Annotated in this window: 14 protein-coding genes and 1 pseudogene; 10 read left to right on the top strand and 5 right to left on the bottom strand. The window is 36.3% G+C overall.

Going from position 1 to position 17626, the window contains the following annotated elements; all coding sequences use genetic code 11:
- The first annotated feature begins 110 nt into the window (after positions 1-110).
- Both V179_RS0113415 and V179_RS0113410 read left to right on the top strand, forming a co-directional pair.
- Positions 111-734 (top strand): AmiS/UreI family transporter, encoded by a 624-nt coding sequence (locus V179_RS0113415; protein ID WP_028391927.1) that lies wholly within the window; start codon positions 111-113, stop codon positions 732-734.
- A gap of 171 nt (positions 735-905) precedes the next feature.
- A complete protein-coding gene (locus tag V179_RS0113410; protein ID WP_028391926.1) occupies positions 906-1622 on the top strand; it encodes a HoxN/HupN/NixA family nickel/cobalt transporter in 717 nt (238 codons plus the stop codon).
- Positions 1623-1990: 368 nt separating this feature from the next.
- On the opposite strand, the gene V179_RS0113405 is transcribed toward V179_RS0113410, so the two are convergent.
- Positions 1991-4894: a transporter substrate-binding protein gene (locus V179_RS0113405; RefSeq protein ID WP_028391925.1), complete on the bottom strand. Its 2904-nt coding sequence runs from the start codon at positions 4892-4894 to the stop codon at positions 1991-1993.
- A gap of 514 nt (positions 4895-5408) precedes the next feature.
- On the opposite strand from V179_RS0113405, the gene V179_RS30080 reads away from it, so the two are divergent.
- Both V179_RS30080 and V179_RS0113395 read left to right on the top strand, forming a co-directional pair.
- A complete protein-coding gene (locus V179_RS30080; RefSeq protein WP_084552420.1) occupies positions 5409-5582 on the top strand; it encodes a helix-turn-helix domain-containing protein in 174 nt (57 codons plus the stop codon).
- A gap of 17 nt (positions 5583-5599) precedes the next feature.
- Positions 5600-6127: a hypothetical protein gene (locus V179_RS0113395; RefSeq protein ID WP_028392655.1), complete on the top strand. Its 528-nt coding sequence runs from the start codon at positions 5600-5602 to the stop codon at positions 6125-6127.
- Between the two features lie 1052 nt (positions 6128-7179).
- Here V179_RS0113395 and V179_RS0113390 read toward each other — a convergent pair.
- Positions 7180-7830, bottom strand: a complete 651-nt coding sequence (locus tag V179_RS0113390) for a 2OG-Fe(II) oxygenase (RefSeq protein ID WP_028391924.1) — start codon at positions 7828-7830, stop codon at positions 7180-7182.
- 270 nt (positions 7831-8100) lie between these two features.
- On the opposite strand from V179_RS0113390, the gene V179_RS0113385 reads away from it, so the two are divergent.
- From V179_RS0113385 to V179_RS0113375, 3 genes are all read left to right on the top strand, one after another.
- Positions 8101-8649, top strand: coding sequence for a sigma-70 family RNA polymerase sigma factor (locus tag V179_RS0113385; protein WP_028391923.1), 549 nt, complete (start codon positions 8101-8103; stop codon positions 8647-8649).
- Positions 8624-9682 carry a DUF4179 domain-containing protein gene (locus V179_RS0113380; protein WP_028391922.1) on the top strand — a complete coding sequence of 353 codons (1059 nt, stop codon included), beginning with the start codon at positions 8624-8626 and terminating at the stop codon, positions 9680-9682. Before V179_RS0113385 ends, V179_RS0113380 begins: the two co-directional genes overlap by 26 nt.
- A gap of 533 nt (positions 9683-10215) precedes the next feature.
- Positions 10216-10638 carry a hypothetical protein gene (locus V179_RS0113375; RefSeq protein ID WP_028391921.1) on the top strand — a complete coding sequence of 141 codons (423 nt, stop codon included), beginning with the start codon at positions 10216-10218 and terminating at the stop codon, positions 10636-10638.
- Positions 10639-11098: 460 nt separating this feature from the next.
- Here the strand turns inward: V179_RS0113375 and V179_RS27885 are convergent.
- Both V179_RS27885 and V179_RS0113365 read right to left on the bottom strand, forming a co-directional pair.
- Positions 11099-11864, bottom strand: a pseudogene (locus tag V179_RS27885) (GNAT family N-acetyltransferase).
- 333 nt (positions 11865-12197) lie between these two features.
- The gene (locus V179_RS0113365; RefSeq protein ID WP_028391920.1) at positions 12198-13388 is read right to left on the bottom strand and encodes an MFS transporter; all 1191 of its coding nucleotides are present in this window, start codon (positions 13386-13388) and stop codon (positions 12198-12200) included.
- Positions 13389-13571: 183 nt separating this feature from the next.
- On the opposite strand from V179_RS0113365, the gene V179_RS0113360 reads away from it, so the two are divergent.
- Complete coding sequence (locus tag V179_RS0113360; RefSeq protein WP_028391919.1) at positions 13572-14027, top strand: hypothetical protein; 456 nt, start codon at positions 13572-13574, stop codon at positions 14025-14027.
- 541 nt (positions 14028-14568) lie between these two features.
- Here the strand turns inward: V179_RS0113360 and tagU are convergent.
- A complete protein-coding gene (gene tagU, locus V179_RS0113350; RefSeq protein ID WP_028391918.1) occupies positions 14569-15504 on the bottom strand; it encodes a polyisoprenyl-teichoic acid--peptidoglycan teichoic acid transferase TagU in 936 nt (311 codons plus the stop codon).
- A 212-nt stretch (positions 15505-15716) separates the two neighbouring features.
- On the opposite strand from tagU, the gene V179_RS0113345 reads away from it, so the two are divergent.
- Entirely contained in the window at positions 15717-16634 is a 918-nt protein-coding gene (locus V179_RS0113345; RefSeq protein ID WP_028391917.1) for an ABC transporter ATP-binding protein, read from the top strand.
- The gene (locus tag V179_RS0113340; protein WP_028391916.1) at positions 16634-17581 is read left to right on the top strand and encodes an ABC transporter permease; all 948 of its coding nucleotides are present in this window, start codon (positions 16634-16636) and stop codon (positions 17579-17581) included. Before V179_RS0113345 ends, V179_RS0113340 begins: the two co-directional genes overlap by 1 nt.
- Positions 17582-17626: the final 45 nt, after the last annotated feature.

Below are 17626 nucleotides of genomic sequence, written 5' to 3'. Positions count from 1 at the left end.
GAATCGTTTTGGTGTTATATGGAAAAAGGGAGAGCGCTATATTCTGAAAAGTAATTATAAAGGAAACCATTTAATCTACCTGTTCCTGGATTCTTAAAGGAGGTTAAAAAGTGAACTCGGTTGGACTAATGTATGTCGGTGCTGTATTATTTGTCAACAGTTTAATGCTGTTTGGTAAAATTGACGGCAAAAGTGCTGGAGTGTTTAATCTCTTTGTCGGTGCTATACAGGTGATCTCCCCTCTCTATTTAATTTTCACAGCAAATGGGGATTCTTGGGTCATTTTTAATGCCTCTGGTATTTTTTTATTTGGTTTTACGTACCTCTATGTAGGAATTACGAATCTTAAAAACTATAATTCCTCAGGCGTAGGTTGGTACTCCTTATGGGTAGCTATCCTTGCAGTAGGTTATGCGAGTGTAAGCTTTATCCATTTCAATGATGTGAAATTTGGTGTTATCTGGTTGATGTGGGCGTTTCTCTGGACATTGTTCTACTTATTACTCGCTTCAAAGAAGAATATTGCTATCTTTACTGGATGGGTAACCCTTATTCAAGCTTGGATTACTGCAACGATTCCTGCTTTTCTTACTTTAATTGGTCAGTGGGATGCAGTGGGGCCAAAAACAACATGGAGTGTAACGATACTCACAATTCTACTTTTCATAGTTGCGTATTTGTCCACAAAGTCTTCTGTATCGTCCGAGGTTTCTGAGCTGCAATCAGGGTCTTAATGTATGTTTGGCGGACAGGCATAACATATTGCCTGTCTGCATGTAAGAATAAGCCTTCTTTGAATGAATAATAATTGTAGTTTCGACATCCATCAATAGCTACCTGTACAATCTTATTGGAGGTGATACAGTTCTACATATCTATGTAACGGTATACGGGGAGGTATATTAATGGGGGTAAGTTTTCTATCCATTCTAGCTTTGGGATTTGTACTTGGAATCAAACATGCAATTGAGCCAGACCACATAATCGCTGTATCGACAATAGCTAGTCAAAGTAAGAAGTTATTACGTTCCTCATTAGCAGGAGTGTTTTGGGGGATAGGTCACACTGCAACATTATTTATAGTTGGAATTATTCTCATTTTTATGAAAGGTGAAATACCGGAAGAATGGGCTATGTCATTAGAATTTTTAGTAGGTATTATGCTTGTTTATCTTGGCGTTACAACTTTCCTTTCTTTTAAAAATATCCATATACACGAGCATGAACATAATAGAGAAGAACATAAACATGTTCATTCTCATGTACATAGTGGTCAACATGAGCATAAACATCATCAAAAAAAAGTTTCCTATCTAAAATCCTCGTTGATTGGCTTAGTTCATGGCCTTGCAGGAAGTGGTGCAATGGTTCTATTAACTATGAGTACAGTACAGGATGTTTGGGAAGGAGCTATTTATATCCTTATATTTGGTATTGGAACAGTCGTTGGTATGCTTTTCTTTACTACGATTATTGGAATTCCATTTGTTTTCAGTGCCACAAAGTTAAGTCTGAATAAAATATTTACCCAAATTACTGGAGTGGTTAGTACAGTGTTTGGAATTTATTACATGTACAATTTAGGTGTAACAGAAGGATTGTTTAAACTTTGGATACAGTAATGCGAGTTTACTAACTTCTGATTTTTTAGGCGTAGTTTTTAATATGACTTTGTCAATTAACTCTGTTTATTTTTGACTCATTTTAGCTCAAGCTCCAGGAAACGATTGAAGAATTGAGCTCTCTACCTCGTTTTCTGGAGCCAGGTCGACCTGTCAGCCTTGCTAAAAAGATGTGATAGCCATTCATTACAAGTCTTGATACCACGATGAATTAAGGAACGACCGTTGAAGTGGCTTCTGTAAAAGACTTCTTCGTAACGGTAGACTAGATAAGCGAACGGAATGAAGTGAACGAATTAAAGTCAGCCAATCGGCTGACTTTAAAAATAGGAGCCTAATGTGGTATTGAGAATGGAAATACTTAGCGATTATAATTTAACTTTTCTAGCTTGAATGTTATGCTCTTTAAGTTTACGATACAAGGTTGTGCGAGAAATTCCTAGTTGTTTTGCCGTTTTTGAAATATTCCACTTATGATTCATTAAAGTTTGAATGTAAACTTGCCGTTCGTGCTCATCGCTTTTTTGTTTGAAAGCTTCAATATTCGCCCCATCAGGAAGAGACTCAATTAATAGATCCCGTGTATTAACTCCCAAGGCATTAGAATTATGAATAATAAATTGAGGTAAGTGATCTACCATAATAAACGGAGAATCCTCGGCCAAATAAAATGCTCTTTCTATAACATTGTTCAGCTCCCGAATATTTCCTGGCCAGTTGTATTTTCTTATTAGCTCGGCGGCTTCCGTTGAAAGTTCCTTCCTCGGCTGCCCCAAATCAGCACTAAGTTCCTCCAAATAATAGCTGCTCAATTTGATAATATCTTCGGTTCTTTTGCGTAGCGGTATCAGTTCGATTGTAAAAACATTCAAGCGATAATATAAGTCGCTCCGAAAAGAGCCATTATAGGCAATTTCCTGAAATAGATTTTTGTTCGTTGCGGCAATAATTCGAACATCTACGGGGATGGGTTTATAGCCACCGACTCGAACAACTTCCTTCTCTTGCAATACCCTCAATAATGTTGATTGAAGATCAATAGGCATATCCCCAATCTCATCGAGAAAAAGTGTTCCTCCGTTTGCAATTTCGAATTTACCTGCATTCCCTCCTTTTTTGGCTCCTGTGAACGCTCCATCCTCATATCCGAACAGTTCAGAATTGATTAGTTCTTTTGAAATGGAAGCGCAGTTTATCGCAATAAATGGTTTTTCCTTTCGTTTGCTTTCATTATGAATAGCCCGGGCGAACATCTCTTTCCCGGTTCCACTTTCTCCTAGCAAAAGGACATTGGCCTTAGTTTTTGCAGCGGAACGGGCATATCCTATTGTTTGCAAAAACAATTCGTTCGAGCCAATTAAATCATTGGTAGTTAAGTTCCGCCTCTCTTTTAACGAAAAACGGTTCATCTGGCGGGGGAGCAATTTAAAATATATGAAGTGCATAGAGTTTTTATAGATCACTTTAACTTCATAGCTTTCGTCTGAATCCTCCCGCCTTAAAGTCCGAACAAAGTTTTCTATACTTTCTTCTTGTTCTGAAGAGATCTCTAGCAGGACGGAGTTGACCAAATCTCGTTTGCGTTTGAATAGTGTATCGGCCGTTTGGTTTTGAAACAGAACTCTTCCTTCTTTTATGACAAATAGACTCTTCGTAAGTTGAGCGGATACTCCATGTAGTACATCAGATATAGTACGTTGTTCCTCTTCGATATCTGCCATATTGGCGCATACATGGACGATGCTCGCTATACTTTTGAGCAGGAGTTCGGTAGATTCAGGGCCAGTATCAGTAATCCATACAGCTAATACACCTTTCCGGACACCGGAGTTTCCGATGATGGGGAAACCTACTGTCGTCGTCCCATATTGGGTGTCTCCTGTCCTTAGTTCTCTAGTCTCTTCATAAGAAGTTGAGTATTTCCGCAGTGCAAGACCAATACCACTTTTGCCTAAGGATCCACGATAACCGTTGGCCCCAGGCTTCAATTCATGAAGTTGAGTATGAATCAAAGATGAGTTGAAGATTTCTAGCATAACACCGTCTTCATCAAAATAACCAAATGGAACAGGCAGGGCTGATAGAGATTTTTTCAACATGGTCAATAGAGAATCATGCTGCATGATTTTAGACTTCAAATGGAAGGTGTCATCAATGGGATTGAAATCCAGAGTTGAATCCGATAGATTATGTTCCAGAAACGGAATGGGTTCGATGGGCTTACCAGACTCCCATATAATAGTGAACTGACCGGTTTCATTAACCTTTCCAATCCTAGAATTCAGCCAAAAATGTTGAGTCGCAACATCGTACATGACTTTTCCTTGCGGAGTTTCAAGTGAAAGTCCGGACAAAGCGCCGCGAATGGAGTCGGTTGAAATTGTATCGGTCCTTTTCAAGGCTTCTGCTAGTAATAAGACACTATTATAAGCGCTTTCGATCATAGAACTAATTACATCGGTGCCATATGTTCGTCGGTATTCAGTAATGAACTTATTGTTACTGTCGCTGTCGATAGAACTGAAGTATGGAAAACAAGAATAATGGCCAATGGCCTTGTAGGGATGAAGGGCTGCAATTTCCGTTTCAGCCGAAACGGTACTGGCAATCGGCTGATGTAGTCCGTGTTGCTCGTGTTGTTGGTAAAAGCTGAGTGCACTATCTCCTACCAAAGTCGAGAAGATGATATCTGGATTCATTCCGCGAATTTCATTAATTGTCTTAGCAAAGTTCTGATGCCCCAACGCTACATATTTTGCTCCATATATAGTACCACCATTGGTTTGAATCAACTGGCGAATATGACGGTTCGTTTCCAAAGGATAGATATAATCGGAGCCAAGTAAGTAAAATGATTTTCCAACATTTTGGATGAGCCATGGGATAAAATCAAGCAATTGCTGATTGGGCAAGGATCCACAATAAATGACATTCGGATGTTGTTCCGAACCTTCGTAAAAAGTAGGATAAAATAGCAGGGCGTTATGCTTTTCCAGAACAGGGATCACTATTTTTCTACAGCCAGAAGTATAGAGCCCAACAATGGCTGCTACTTTGTCTGAAGTGATGAGCTTTTCGGCTTTTCGGGCAGCTAAATAAGGATCTGAAGCAACATCTTCGACAATCGGAACTAGTTTTTTTCCGTTAATTCCCCCACTTTCATTAATATGGCGAATAGCTAATAAACTAGCTTGGTGTAATCCTTGTTCAGTAATACTTGTCGTACCAGTCAATGAAAATAGAATCCCAACTTTTAACTCAAGATTATCCATTCTTTCAAACCTCCTAAAAAATGACGTTTTTAAATAATTTATATTTGTATTCTACGAGTAATAATTGTGCAATTTTATTGTGAAATGAAATTATTGAACATACAGTAGCACTCTACTCTTAACTAATTGGCAGTACTTAAATCAACATTCGACAGGATTTATGAATTTCCTTCAAGTAATATGAAACCGGAGAATCCTTTCCATGAGTATTTGTTCCAAAATGCTATTCAATGATCTTGTCTCGTGATGAACGGGCACTCATGAAGGCAACATATAGTAGGTTTGCTCTTCACCGAAAATAGCTGCCCTTTATAGCTAGCTATTTTTGTGTACCCACTTTATTGGAGATAGTTAGCTCAATAAAAATACAACGTTATTTAATAAAAAAATATTGTAAATCAATAAATGTGGTATTATTATATTGATAATAATTATATTCTCTGCTGATCATCAACTGTTAAAAGAAGTGCACTTAGAGAATGATTTGACAGTGTGAGACGGTCATATTGATGTGATGTTAGCAAAAAGAAAAATGAGAGTAACAGAACTTACGGAGAGAATTGCTATTACGATGGCTAAGGTTTCTATATTAAAAAATGGAAAGGAAAAAGCCGTTAGATTTTCAACATTAGAAGACATATGTAAGCTTTGGACTGTCAATTCAAAAACAAGAACTTTTACAGATTAATTTTTAGGTGGGATAGTATGTCATTGATCTTATTGATCGGGATTCTTGGAGTGTCACTTGTTATATTGTTTAAACATCCAATAATAGACAGTTTTGGAAATAACAAGCTAGTACATAAACTAAAAAATACTATGTGGTTTCAAAATCATTGGTTATCTGGAATATTCTTATTCGTCATGAATGCCGTTCTATTATCTTCAACTTGTCTTGTGCTGTATATGTTGATGTTTTTCTTTATTCCATTTCTTCATATACTTGTGATGGTTTTTGCTGTAATAGGAAGTATCTTTTTATGGATCGTAATAAATAAGGCTTGGCAAGGTACGAAAAGCAACCGCTTAAAGATGGGAGCTGTCGGAAGCAGTTTTTATATTTTCTTAACTTTAGTATTCGTTTATTGGTTCGTGACACTAAAACCATCTTATCCCGGAGAAGATACTTTCATGAGAGCTATTGGATTATTTTTCGCTATCATCGTTACAATAGTTGCGTTTATTACATGTTTGGTTATTACGGGATATTCCAAAAAGAAAGTAGCCCATTAACTGAAAAATGAAATTAAACATATTCTTTATTTGCGAGTGTTAATAAAAAATAAGAAACTTACTTATCTGCTATGGCTGTTCTTTTCGGTGAAAAACATAAGTTAACAAAAAGGGCAAACCATATTGGAAAAGAAACGGGATGCGAGAGATAACAAAAAGTTCAATAAAGATAGGACTGCAATTACAAAGTCATGATATCGGAGAGATAAAATAGATGGTGTAATTTAAACGAGACAAACCGGTCATATTCAGACTGGTTTGTTTCATTTTGTTAGACAATAATCTCCTTAATTATTGTTCGGAGAAATTTTTATCGCACCGATGGGATAGTCATTTAAGAGCTGCATTTTTAGTATTTAGTTGAATGTTTTTGTAGAAGGAACAAAAGCTACTTTCAAAGTTGAGAAATTTTTTGAGGGGAATAGATTGATAGATTGTAGTGTTGCTAATTTAAGCGTTTTAGTTGAATTGGAAAATGGTATAATTTAGAATGGATTAGAGATTTGGAGGTGAGGGGATGTTTGAAATTATTTTAGTTCTCCCTCCTTTGTCCAGCAATTTTAATCGTCTATTTGTTTGATTTCGCAAAATTTAGGAAACAAAATCAAACTATAATTGAACAGAATGAAAAGGTTATTTCTCTATTAGAAGAAATTAAAAATAAATAACCACGAATATGGGGTATGCTACTCTCAGTTATTGACTGTTCAATGTGTGTAAGTGCATTTATAAGAGAGTTTTTGATAATGAAAGAAACCGATTGAATATATAAAAGTACTTTTTCTTATATTGCTCCCGTGAAAGTTAAAAAAGCTCAAAAAATATTGAAAGTAATTAAATTCCAATAGATGGGAATTTGACAAGTGATTATACTATTATTGGAAATTAAAGAATATGCCCCCTGTATCATTTTCGGCACAGCATTTTTTTATACGTTACATAGGGGACAATTTATGTGCTAATAGGGTTTACTTGATACTAGTATTGTCTTGTTGACACGATTAAGTTAAGATCTAATGATTTTTTAGAAGTTGTGTTCGTCTTAGAATATACTATTTTTGTCTTCTCATCCATTGTGTTGCAACCCATTTTTCTCCAGTTATAACTGGCGCTCCACCATGTAATGTTAGTTCATTTAGGTTTTGATCGTTATAGAAATATTCGAAATACACGGCCATTCCTTTTTGGGGGGATACTGAAAAATTTAGTTTAGGAAAAAAAGTTTCTCCTCCATGTTCCACATCATTTAAGTACATGACAATCGTGCTAATTCTATTATTTATTGTTGCGTTACTTGCAGAAGTAAAAAAATCAAAATGAGCTTTATATTCTTGGCCAGGAGTATATTGAAGAATTTGAATACCTTCCCCATGTTCAATGGGTATATTCATAATAGATGATATTCTTTTTTCAATTTTGGTAATGATGTCATTTTCATTTTCTTGAAAAAACATACTATTACTTGTTCTTATCTCATTTACTTCGTGGCTAACTCCGATTTTAGAGCGATGCATTTTGTCTTTTGACAATCTAATAAGCTCGTCGCATTCTTCGTCACTCAAAACATTTCCCAAAACTACGATAAGTGGTTCTTCTAATCTAGCAACTATATTAACTTCTCTATCTTCTGTGTTGATTTTAGTGCCAATGTGATTAAAAATAGTTTGTTCTTTACTCATTGAATTTTTACTATCCACTGTCATCTTTTATCGACCCCTAAAGAGATTTAATTTTCGGAATTTTGTTTTTGTATGCGATTGTTTATGATTATTATATCATGAACTGCATGTTTATTACTGTTTCTGATTCAGTGGTTAAAGAAAATATTATTTTTCAGGAACTTCAATATAGTGTCTCAATCCGATCGGCTTCCATTTCAGTCTGGGTGACCAATAAAAAAATTTATCAAATTTGAATCGTTTTGTTATTTCATTTTCTCTAATAGTGGAGAAGAGAAAAGGAGGTTGTCTAAAGTGAAGCCAAAATCTAAGGTAGTAAACCGCGCCAAACAAGGAGATGCCGAGGCATTTCAAACATTAATTCATGAAGAAAAAGAAAAATTGTACAAAATGGCCTATGTGTATATGCGAAATGAAGAAGATGCGCTTGAAGTGTTTCAAGAAAGCATCTATAAAGCTTTTTCGTCTATCGGAACATTGGAAAACAACGATTATTTCTCTACATGGATGACGCGGATTTTAATTAACACAGCAATCGCAACATTGAAAAAGAAACAAAAGATTGTTTCGATTAGTCATGAAATGCTAGAAAATATGAGCGGGGTGGAGCACTTACATCGCGAGGATCAACTTGATTTACTTCAAGCAATGAATGAAATCGAGGAGAAGTACAAAACGGTCCTGCTGCTTCGTTTCTATGAAGATTATACAGTGAACCAAATTGCTACGTTTCTCAACTGTCCTGAAGGTACGGTGAAGACGAATATTCGCCGTGGATTATTGATGTTAAAGAAAAAAATGAAAGGGGCTTATTGTGATGACAGACAAAATTCGTTCATTTAAAGAAGAAATAGATAATATTCACGTGCCGGTTGATAAGTTGGATGCTATTATTTTGAACACAGTTCAGGGGAGAGTGCCAAAAAGAAATAGTTCCATCAGAAAGAAAATATTATATAGTGTAGGCGCTGCAGTTGTTGTGTTCGGTTTGTTTCTCAGTTCGGCAACCATCTCACCCGTTATGGCTATTATCGTTTCACAAATTCCAATTATCGGAACGATATTTAGTGAGTCTGGAGATCGAGGTTTAGAGCAAGTAAGCAAGCAAGGTTTAGCAGATCTAGTCGGCATGACGAAAACAGTAGATGGCACTTCCATTACACTTCATGAAGTTTTCTATGATAAGACACGGTTTACGATTGGATTTTCAATTGAATCAGAAAAGCCGTTGGGAGAATTCTATTTATCCTCAGGACCATCTTTCACGGTGAATGGGAAAAGCTTTTCACACGCTGGCGACTATAAAGAAACCGAAATATCAAAGACTCATCGAATAGGTATTGCTAATATTGATGCATTTGAAGAATTGCCAGAAGCTTTTACGCTAGGGCTAAAGTTTAATGGAAAGGATGGCAAGCAGTGGGATTTCTCAACCCCGGTTAGTGCTCAAGAAAATGTCCAGTCAGTTGCGATTCATCATACTCAGAAAGCAGGTGGTATAGATCTCACTGTTACAGATTTACAAGTAAGTCCAGCCGGTTTGCTATTTACCTTTAGTGCGCAGTCAGAAAAACCAGGCTATTTATCCGGTGTGCTTGACTTCAAAGTAATCGATGAGAAAGGTAATGAACTTGTATCTCATTCTGGTGGAAGCAAAGTCGAAATCATGGCAGGAAAGGAACATTTGACTGGTACTCGTCTAATTGATCCAATTGGTGATAATGTGAAAAAGTTGACAATTACTCCTTATCTTACTCAACCGATAGGAGGAAGCAGTGTGAAAATTGACGCACAAGGCAATGATACGATAACTGAATTCAATCCTTTAAAAGGAGCTGATATCGAATTTAAAAGTTTTACAGTGACTCTTCCTTAATCAATCTGCCGTATTGTGTGAATCCAAATAGCAGTACCATTCATTTCTTTCTAATGTAATGGGGGTGTTCATGACAACCTTTTTCTTATTCAATTGGCTAAAATATTATTGTTAAAAAGATTTTTAGCCAATTTATGTGCAGCCGAGGTTTCAAACGTCATTCATTTAAATGAGCAAGGTTAATATTATCAATAAGAAATTGTATCACACACTGACAATGTCAAAGAAGCACACATTGAGTATAAGGAGTTTACCCGATTATTGTTGGAGATAGATTTTTGGATACTTAAATACCGGGGTAATTTGAAAAAAATAGAAAACAACTAAAAAAATTAAAGAAGAGATGGATACAGTTCTGTAACGGTTAGATCATTAAATGATTGAGCTGGTTTATATTTTTAAGAGAGTTTTTCTTAGAACGAACGGGGAGCAGGGTAGTTGAAATTTAAAAGGAATAATAGACACATTCAAAGAAATGGACTCATATACATAGAAGATGTATCTAAAAATTTTTGCTCAAAAGAGGTGTTCTGATGCTTCCAAAGTGGTCAATATGGTTCTGGAAATTATTCTGGGTTGTAGGTTTATTGGGATTATTATTTATGGGGTTTCATTTTGAACAATCTCTACAACAAAAGGCTAGTGAAACCTATCATATATTGCCTCTTTTTTGGTTTTATTCAATTGCACCATTTTTATTAGGTGCTTATATTTCTCTACTTTTTATACAAAAGTGGTTGTTTAAAATGAATAAACCATTAATTCTGTGTGTAACAGTCCCGTGTCTTATTATTTCGTTTTATTCGCCAATCGTAACCACCTTTTTTCCAAATGCACCATTTTTGCCGAATGTTTTTTGGACATTTGAACTAAGTTTCTTTGGAATCACTCCAATGGTGGCTGGATTAACTCTTATCGTGGGTTTATTCGGGTTGACTCAACCATCAAAGAATTGATCTGAATGCTTTAGTGAAGAATCGTGTCTGTCATTAATCCTGTTAGCCATTATGGCCTATTTTTTATACATTTAATTCGTTTACTTATTGAGATAACTGGGTGCATATGTTTTAGGTATTTACCCGACGATTTATTATAAATATTATATGATTAAGTTAAATAATTAAATCTATTTTAATCAATCTTTATTACAAACCTACATTAAATATGGCCTGTTATGATCAAATTTTTTCATAACAGGCTCTTTCCATTGCTATGTAACAGACTCTTGTAGAGAGATAATAAAGTTGTTTATTTCTCCATAATAAACAAGAGACTTACTACAATTAAATGTAATAAGGCTTTTAAAAGTTGTTTAAAACGGAATTGGACTAAAAGAATTATGGTGCTTAAAAGGATATTAAAGTTGTTTAATTCTTGTTAAACTAACGCTCCCTTTTAGCTTAATAAGAAATCTCCTTATTCAAATACAACCATTTCTCCGACATCTATAAACCCAAAGCGCTTATAGATATTTTCCCCATCCTTTGATGCTTGTAAGACAACGGGTTTTTGTTTATCTTTAGTTTGAGTAAGAAGGTATTGAAACATTTCACTGCCATATCCTTTACTTCTATGTGTTTCTTTTGTCATAACATCATAAATACCATAACTTTCTTTGCTATCTATTAGTAAACCAGTAGATATAGTTATTTCACCGACGCGTCCAATAAACATTTGAATTTCAGAACCTAAATTTATAAGAAAACTTATTAAAATAATTTTCTAACGCATCTTTTTCGGGTGTACCTTCAAATAGGCTTATAAAAACCTCTTTATATTCCTTAAGTTCTTCAAAATTTCTCACATGAGTAATCATAAGCTGATGGGACTTTCTTTGACCGACATTAAGAGTATTTTCAAGTTTCATCATTACATTACGTTCTGCTTCTTTTAGGTCGTATTCTTGCATCAGGTCTTGCCAGCCAGCGTTCAAATACCGGGAGTCAATCCACGTACTAAAGGGATATTCTTTAAGAGACATATTTTCGATGCTACTTCTAATATTAAATGCATTTTTTATATGTGAAGATTTCGGCAAAAGTACATTGAATGTATCAGTGGGTATTTCTGTATTCGCCAAAACGAAATCTTCTTCGTTGATAAGCTTTCCATTAACCGCATGAGTAAATATTCTTATTTTTTCTGCAAGATTGTTTATAACTAATTGTTGATTTGCAATCATTTCTTCGATCCTTCCAATTAAATACAGCGCGCGCTCTTTTTTATTATAGGAGCAATTCAATTATAATAAAACATTGTTCACCGTTTTTATCTCCTCCCATAATTTTCAGAAAGTTTAAAGCGCACTTGTTTATTTACTCCACAATCTGGCCGATTGTTGAAAGAATGACTCGCATTCTTTCAACAACTTTATTATTTTTTAAACGACTTTATTGTAAATTAAACAACTTTTTTGTCACTGTACAACTCTTGGTTGCAAACTAGGCAAACAAGATATACCTTCATCAAGATATTCTAGCAATGTCTTTTCACATTCTCCTAGATTCATTGTTGCCTACACGAGCGATCGTTCATTTTTCTTCAAAAAGTATAAATATATAATCATCGAGATAAAAATAGAAAGAGCAGATGTTAAATAGATGCTTCGATAGCCGAATAGGTAGCCGATTTGTCCGAATGTGATGGCGCCAATTCCAACGCCAAGATCGAAGAAGGAGAAGAAGGTTGCGTTGGCCATTCCTTTTCGATGTTGTGCCGCCTTTTCAATGGACCATGCTTGGAGTGCTGGTTGGACCGTTCCAAAGCCGAGACCGTAGAATATGGCTGCTGTGTAGAGCACGATGTTATTTGGCAGCCATGCGAGCAGCAGCATAGCGATGAAAATACACAGAGCCGATGGAATATAAATGAATTTGTGACCTCTTGTATCGTATAGTTTTCCTGCGTAAAGACGTGTGAATAAAAGGGCAATCGCATAGATAAGGAAATACCATTGAATCCCTGTGACTCCTTGTTTCATTGAATAGAGTGGGAGAAACGTGGCAATCCCACCGAATGTGACGGTGATGAAAAATAATAAAGTCGATGGCTGCAAGGCTGTTTTTTCATAAATATCAAAAGTACGGGATGTTGTTTTGACAGCGGGTTTGTCGCCTTTTTTGTAACGGATTGCAGTAGCTAGTGCAACGGATCCTAGGCCTAATGCTCCACATAAAAGGAAAAGTGTTTGAAATGATAGTTTACCTGCTAATACTAGACCGAGAGATGGTCCAATTGCTAGAGCTAGATTTCCAGACAAGCCGTAAAAGCCCATGCCTTCACCACGTCTGCTTGCAGGAATGATGTCTGATGCAATCGTTCCAGAAGCAGTAGAAGAGAACCCCCAACCTATTCCTTGGGCAACCCTTAAAGCGAATAGCATGAAGATGCTAGCCATGTATCCAAATGCTCCAACTGTTACAACGAATATAGAAAGTCCGAATAAAAAAACCAATTTTCTTCCTTTTGTTTCAAGATTTTGTCCTGCATATGGGCGGACAATCAATGCGGAAAATGTAAAAATCCCAACCACAATGCCAATTATTTGATCATTTCCCCCTAAGTATTCAACAAAGAGCGGAATGGTCGGTAATGTCATTTGAAAGCCGAGAAAAATAAAGAAGTTAGCGATACAAAGTATTATGAAATCACGTGTCCATATTTTATCCTTACCTTGAGGACATGGTATTACTAAAGCTTTGTCCATCTATAAGTCCTCCTTCTTTTTCTACATATTGATATGTTACTAGAATTTGGATAATTAAGCGAATGTTATGGTTGGGGGATGTACTAAGTATATTTTTAATCCCAACCGAATATGACATAACTATTTCATAGCCTGACATACATATGAAGAAGAGCTTGTTTTAGGAAATGGTAGGTGGGCGTTATGAGAAAAAGAAGGAATAAAAAACTGTTTTTACCACTGGTTATCGCAGTTATTATAATCGGCATCGTCCTTTTTGTTATGCTTATCATTCCTAGTGGTCCTGAAAAAGTGGTTCGTGATTTTTATACGTATGAAGCAGAGGGGAGCTTTGATCAGTCATGGACATTGTTTCACCCTGATATGAAGATTCGGTTTCCAAAAGCTACTTATATTCAAACTCGTTCCCATGTTTTTATGCAGCATATGAACGTTGAAACTTTTTCTTTTGAAATTGGTAAAGGGAAGAAAAAGAAAGGCTGGAGAATGAATAAAGACGGTGAAGTGTTTGCTGAGGCTTATGAGGTACCTGTTGACGTAACGTTTCATTCTCAGTTTGGTATTTTTACGATGCAGCAAAACTGTTATGTCGTGAAGGAAAAAGGAGAGTGGCTTATACTGTGGGATTATCGATTTTAGCTAAATAAAATATCATAATTTCTCCTTTTTCATTCAAAATCTACATGGCGTTAAAACGTAACCATTTATCATGAAGGATTAATATTTAGTACGCTATACTTACCTAATCACAATGATGGCGGTGCGAAGCCGGATTTAGGTACTTTAATAAAATAAGTATTCTTGAAAAGAAGAAGGCTTATTAATAAGTCGCAAAGCCCCGCCCCATGTCCTTTAAAGACCGTAAGAGGATTACATCGCTTTCTTTGTGCGATTGCTAATTGCTTTTAGGATGAACATTTTGTCTTGTGAGGAAAGCATAGTCCAACTGCCAGCTTTTATTTTCATTACGATCGACTCCTATTTTTATTTTTAGAAAGAAAAAAACTTTCTCCTTTAGTAAAAGTATACCGCGAATTACGCGCACATAAACAAGATAAATTCCTACAAATTTTTTGCATCGACTCGTATTTTGTCAAACAATCTTAAAAGGGGGTCAGACCCAGCAACATCTAAAAACTGTGTGGAGAGTGCTTGGTCTGACCCTTTTAGACAACATTCATTATTTTAACTCTAAATGTGCTTTTAGTTCATCATGGATTCTTTGTTTTTCTTCGTTACTTACAAATCCATAATAGATTCCATCGATTCGTTTACCTGTGCTCTTCATCTCCATTTGTTCTACCTTTTTCGCTGCAGTGCGATAGTGTTTCTGGATGTCATTCATTTGAGAGAATGTTAGGTTTGTTTCGATGTTTTTGCTCAATGCATCAAAAATAGTTGAGTAGTTTGTTAAAGTAGCAAAGCTTGCCCCTTTATTAATGACTCCTTGAATGATTTCACGTTGTCTGTATTGACGTCCGAAGTCACCGCGTGGATCTTCATATCTCATTCGAGAGAAGTTTAAAGCTTCTGCTCCATCTAGTTTGATCTTGCCGATTGGGAAGTGATCTCCTCCATAGCTAAAGTCTAAGTCATTGTTTACTTCAACGCCGCCCACTGAATCTACGATATCCTGAAAACCTTCCATATTGATTTTTACGTAATAATCTAATGGGATATCAAGGAAGTTCTCGACTGTATCCATTGACATTTTCACGCCGCCAAATGCGTAGGCATGGTTAATCTTGTCCACTTTATTTTTGCCGATAATATCCGTTCGAGTATCCCGTGGAATACTTAACATTTTCACGGAATTTGTATCTGGATTCACGGTTAAAACGATCATCGTATCAGACCGTCCACTGTCTCCATCACGTTCATCAACACCTAGTATGAGGACGGAAAATGGTTCTTTTTGAGCATAGGCGATTTCTTTTTGTCGTTTTTCAGAAATAGGACGATCTTCTATCGGCGTATGCATCGTATTAACAGCGTTTGTGAGGGAATGATATACCGAGTATGCATAAGCACCCCCTGCTGCTAGAAAAATGAGAAGGGTAATACTGATAATCTTCAGCCAGCTCTTTTTCTTCTTCGTTTTCTTTTGACGTTTCATCTAGTACTTCCTTCCTGTTTTTTTATAATGGGACCTAAAAGTAATTATATAGAAATTTACTAGATTTTGATAGTATTTCAAAGTGGTAGAATCGTAAATGTTAAACGAACTTGAAGTGACATATTAGTAAAATAATGTTAAAATTTAAAAGTATTTCCTCCAATGATAATTAGTTAGAAGATGTCTGAAGAAAGAAAAGGAGAGGGTTTAATTTGATAGTAGTCTCGTTAAATAACGTCTCGAAGAAAATAGGCAGTAAGACGATTATTGATAATCTTAGTTTTGATGTGCACGCAGGAGAGATATTCGGTTTTCTTGGGCCAAATGGCGCTGGAAAAACAACGACAATTCGGATGCTTGTTGGGTTAATGAAAATAACGTCTGGTGATATTTTCATAGATGGACATAGTGTAAAAAGTAATTATGAAGAAGCGATCGCTAAAGTGGGCGCCATTGTTGAGAATCCTGAAATGTATAAATTTATGTCTGGTTATGATAATTTAAAGCATTATGCAAGGATGACAAAAGGGGTAACAATGGAGCGGATTGATGAGGTTGCTGAGCTTGTTGGGTTGCAAAATCGAATGAAAGAGAAAGTAAAAACGTACTCATTAGGGATGCGGCAGCGACTGGGGATCGCCCAAGCCTTGCTTCATCGACCAAAAGTATTGATTTTGGATGAACCAACGAATGGACTTGATCCAGCTGGTATCAGGGAAATTCGTGATTACTTGAAACGACTAGCTCGTGAGGAAGACATGGCCGTGGTAGTATCGAGTCACTTGTTATCTGAAATGGAAATGATGTGTGATCGGATTGGCATTATTCAAAATGGCCGTATGGTCGACGTACAACTTGTAAATGATATGGTGAATGATGGAAATATTTCCTATCTTATTTCGGCAAAGCCGGTTGATCAAGCGTTCAATCTGTTACAAAATGCTTTTGAGGGTGTAGAAGTGAAAGTGGCGAAGCAACTACTTCATGTGGAAGGCGCGTCTATTGATGTTCCTAAACTAGTAAAACGACTCGTTGAAAACAATTGTGATATTTATGAAGTAAAACAAATCAATCAGTCTCTTGAAGAGAAATTCCTTGAAATCACAAGTGAAAAAGGAGGGATTGCTTAATGGGATTGCTCGCAAACGAATGGGTCAAGATTTTTAAACGAAAATCAAGTTTCATCATGATTGGCATCCTTGCGATCATAGTAGTGGTTGCGGCGATTGGAATCACGTTTGTAAATAGCCAGGACAATGTGATTGACGATAATGGAAATTGGCAGGCAGCGCTGGAAGAAGAAAATAAAGACTTAAAGGAAGAGCTCAAATCAACACCAGGTCCTTATAAAAAGGAGATTGAAAGAATAATCGCTGAGAATGAGTACCGCATTTCGCATGATATGCCAAAAGTGACGTCTTATAATGTTTGGACGTTTATGAATGGGATGATGGGATTAGTCGATATTGTCGCCTTGTTTACAATCATTATCGCGGCGGGAATCGTGGCAAGTGAATTCAGCTGGGGAACGATCAAACTATTGCTCATTCGCCCGATTAGTAGAGCGAAGATTTTGTTGAGTAAATACATAACGGTCCTTTTATATGCTCTATTTATGCTAGCCATTTTATTTGTTCTAAGCTTTATTTTAGGTGCTGCATTCTTTGGATTTGAACAGAACCAGCCGCATTTAGCTTATTTAGATGGTCAAATTGTAGAACGTGCGCAAATTCCGTTTTTACTGTCGCAATACGCATTGAGTTCGGTTGGATTACTAATTTTTACGACGATGGCGTTCATGATTTCGGCAGCTTTCCGTAACAGTTCTCTTGCTATCGGACTTTCCATCTTCCTTTTATTAATGGGTAGTATCGTAACATCCATCATTGCGGGATTCTTTGATTGGGCAAAATATCTACTGTTCGCCAACACGAATTTGCTCCCGTACTTTGGCTCTGGGACACTGATGGTTGAAGGCATGACCTTATCGTTTTCGCTCATTGTATTGCTCGTGTATTACATCATCTTCCTTGTCGTTGCATTCTGGGCTTTTGTAAAACGAGATGTAGCAGCTTAATTTGTGTACCCCCTAATGAGTATAATTCGGGGGTTTTTGCTACGA

This window comes from Bacillus cihuensis (assembly GCF_000504145.1).
GTDB classification, from domain to species: domain Bacteria; phylum Bacillota; class Bacilli; order Bacillales; family DSM-1321; genus Peribacillus; species Peribacillus huizhouensis.
The sequence above is the reverse complement of the archived record's forward strand: the minus strand, read 5'-3'. Positions and strand labels throughout refer to the sequence as shown.

Excerpts from the sequence above, each read along its gene's own strand:
- V179_RS30080 (WP_084552420.1), top strand. The coding sequence starts at position 5,409 with ATGTTAGCAAAAAGAAAAATGAGAGTAACAGAACTTACGGAGAGAATT.
- V179_RS0113410 (WP_028391926.1), top strand. The coding sequence starts at position 906 with ATGGGGGTAAGTTTTCTATCCATTCTAGCTTTGGGATTTGTACTTGGA.
- V179_RS0113380 (WP_028391922.1), top strand. The coding sequence starts at position 8,624 with ATGACAGACAAAATTCGTTCATTTAAAGAAGAAATAGATAATATTCAC.
- V179_RS0113340 (WP_028391916.1), top strand. The coding sequence starts at position 16,634 with ATGGGATTGCTCGCAAACGAATGGGTCAAGATTTTTAAACGAAAATCA.
- tagU (WP_028391918.1), bottom strand. The coding sequence starts at position 15,504 with ATGAAACGTCAAAAGAAAACGAAGAAGAAAAAGAGCTGGCTGAAGATT.
- V179_RS0113405 (WP_028391925.1), bottom strand. The coding sequence starts at position 4,894 with ATGGATAATCTTGAGTTAAAAGTTGGGATTCTATTTTCATTGACTGGT.
- V179_RS0113365 (WP_028391920.1), bottom strand. The coding sequence starts at position 13,388 with ATGGACAAAGCTTTAGTAATACCATGTCCTCAAGGTAAGGATAAAATA.
- V179_RS0113395 (WP_028392655.1), top strand. The coding sequence starts at position 5,600 with ATGTCATTGATCTTATTGATCGGGATTCTTGGAGTGTCACTTGTTATA.
- V179_RS0113375 (WP_028391921.1), top strand. The coding sequence starts at position 10,216 with ATGCTTCCAAAGTGGTCAATATGGTTCTGGAAATTATTCTGGGTTGTA.
- V179_RS0113360 (WP_028391919.1), top strand. The coding sequence starts at position 13,572 with ATGAGAAAAAGAAGGAATAAAAAACTGTTTTTACCACTGGTTATCGCA.
- V179_RS0113390 (WP_028391924.1), bottom strand. The coding sequence starts at position 7,830 with ATGACAGTGGATAGTAAAAATTCAATGAGTAAAGAACAAACTATTTTT.